Annotated in this window: 2 protein-coding genes and 1 pseudogene; all 3 read left to right on the forward strand. The window is 40.7% G+C overall.

Features of this window, described 5'->3' with window-relative positions:
• The first annotated feature begins 72 nt into the window (after positions 1-72).
• Complete coding sequence (locus tag GMD6S_RS08690; protein ID WP_000672117.1) at positions 73-1,401, forward strand: extracellular solute-binding protein; 1,329 nt, start codon at positions 73-75, stop codon at positions 1,399-1,401.
• Positions 1,402-1,620: 219 nt separating this feature from the next.
• Positions 1,621-2,487: a carbohydrate ABC transporter permease gene (locus tag GMD6S_RS08695; protein WP_002874780.1), complete on the forward strand. Its 867-nt coding sequence runs from the start codon at positions 1,621-1,623 to the stop codon at positions 2,485-2,487.
• Positions 2,488-2,502: 15 nt separating this feature from the next.
• Positions 2,503-2,863 (forward strand): annotated as a pseudogene (locus GMD6S_RS08700) (carbohydrate ABC transporter permease); the annotation flags it as partial.

Here is a 2,863-nt window from a genome sequence, read left to right on the forward strand (position 1 = left end):
AAATGAAAACGTATACAAATATAAAGAACTCATTATCCAATATGGATACGCTTATCAATTAGGAGAATACAAATGAAATTTAGAAAACTAGCTTGTACAGTACTTGCGGGTGCTGCGATTCTTGGCCTTGCGGCTTGTGGTAACTCTGGTGGAAGTAAAGATGCTGGAAGCTCTAGTAGCGATAGCGGAAAAACAGAAATCACTTGGTGGGCATTCCCAGTCTTCACACAAGAAAAAACGGGTGACGGTGTTGGAACTTATGAAAAATCAATCATCGAAGCGTTCGAAAAAGCAAATCCAGATGTAAAAGTGAAATTGGAAACCATCGACTTCAAGTCAGGTCCTGAAAAGATTACAACAGCCATCGAAGCGGGAACAGCGCCAGACGTACTTTTTGACGCACCAGGGCGTATCATCCAATACGGTAAAAATGGTAAATTGGCTGAGTTGAACGACCTCTTCACAGACGAATTTGTCAAAGATGTCAACAACGAAAACATCGTACAAGCAAGTAAGGCTGGAGACAAAGCTTACATGTATCCGATCAGTTCAGCTCCATTCTACATGGCTATGAACAAGAAGATGTTGGAAGATGCTGGAGTTGCAAACCTTGTAAAAGAAGGTTGGACAACTGATGACTTTGAAAAAGTTTTGAAAGCGCTTAAAGATAAAGGCTATACACCAGGTTCATTGTTCAGTTCTGGTCAAGGGGGAGACCAAGGAACACGTGCCTTCATCGCAAACCTTTATGGCGGTTCTGTAACAGACAAAGACGTAACCAAATATACAACAGACGATCCTAAATTCGTCAAAGGTCTTGAAAAAGCTGCTAGCTGGATCAAAGACGGTTTGTTGAACAATGGTTCACAATTTGACGGTGGAGCAGACATCCAAAACTTTGCCAACGGTCAAACATCATACACAATCCTTTGGGCACCAGCTCAAAACGGTATCCAAGCGAAACTCTTGGAAGCAAGTAAGGTAGATGTGGTAGAAGTACCATTCCCATCAGACTCTGGTAAACCATCTCTTGAATACCTTGTAAACGGATTTGCAGTATTTAACAACAAAGACGATAAGAAAATCGCAGCAGCTAAGAAATTCGTTCAATTCATCGCAGATGACAAAGAATGGGGTCCTAAAGACGTAGTTCGTACAGGTGCCTTCCCAGTTCGTACTTCATTTGGCAAACTTTATGAAGACAAACGTATGGAAACAATCAGTGGCTGGACTAAATACTACTCACCATACTACAACACTATCGATGGATTTGCTGAAATGAGAACACTTTGGTTCCCAATGTTGCAATCTGTATCAAATGGTGACGAAAAACCAGCGGATGCTTTGAAAGCCTTCACTGAAAAAGCTAACGAAACAATCAAAAAAGCTACAAAACAATAAGCACTAAGTCAGATTGATTCCCCCCTTTTCCCTGTGCACTACGGTGTAAGAAAAGGGGGACTTTTGTTTGAAATGGTAGGAACTGTCACGAAATTAAAATGAAGTTCTTACATAAGCGAATCTTAAAAAATTTCATTTTGGTTTTAAAACAGTTCAAGAAAATCAAAAACTATTCTATTTGAAAGAGAGGTGCCGACTGTGAAAGTCAATAAAATTCGTATGCGGGAAACAGTGATTTCCTACGCTTTCCTAGCACCAGTGTTATTCTTCTTTGTCATCTTTGTCTTGGCTCCTATGATTATGGGATTCATTACAAGTTTCTTTAACTACTCCATGACTAAATTTGAGTTTGTAGGCTTTGACAACTACATTCGCATGTTTAAAGACCCTGTCTTTATGAAGTCTTTGATCAATACCGTTATCCTGGTTATTGGATCTGTTCCGATTGTGGTTCTCTTCTCGCTCTTTGTAGCATCTCAAACCTATCATCAAAATGCCATTGCCCGTTCTTTCTATCGTTTCGTCTTCTTCCTTCCTGTAGTTACAGGTAGTGTTGCCGTAACGGTTGTATGGAAATGGATCTATGACCCACTATCAGGGATTCTAAACTTTGTCCTTAAGTCAAGCCATATCATCAGCCAAAATATTTCTTGGCTGGGTGACAAAAACTGGGCTTTGCTAGCGATTATGATCATCCTTTTGACAACATCTGTTGGTCAACCGATTATTCTTTATATTGCTGCCATGGGAAATATTGATAACTCACTTGTTGAAGCAGCGCGTGTTGACGGTGCGACTGAGTTTCAAGTCTTCTGGAAGATCAAATGGCCTAGCCTTCTTCCAACAACTCTTTACATCGCGATCATCACAACCATCAACTCATTCCAGTGTTTTGCTTTGATTCAGCTCTTGACTTCTGGTGGTCCAAACTATTCAACAAGTACCTTGATGTACTACCTTTACGAAAAAGCCTTCCAATTGACAGAATACGGCTATGCAAATACCATCGGTGTCTTCTTGGCAGTGATGATTGCCATTGTCAGCTTTGCTCAATTCAAGATCCTCGGAAACGACGTAGAATACTAAAGAAAGGAGACAGTTATGCAACCTACACAAAAGAAACCCTTAACAGCTTTCACTGTTATCTCAACGATTATCTTGCTCTTGTTGACCGTACTGTTCATCTTTCCATTCTACTGGATCTTGACAGGGGCCTTCAAATCACAGCCTGATACCATTATGATTCCACCACAATGGTTCCCTAAAATGCCAACCATGGAAAACTTCCAACAACTCATGGTGCAAAACCCTGCTATGCAGTGGATGTGGAACTCTGTATTTATCTCACTGGTAACCATGTTCTTAGTCTGTGCAACCTCTTCTCTAGCAGGTTATGTCTTGGCTAAGAAACGTTTCTATGGTCAACGCATCCTCTTTGCAGTTTTTATCGCTGCCATGGCTC

The organism is Streptococcus sp. GMD6S, from assembly GCF_000297015.1.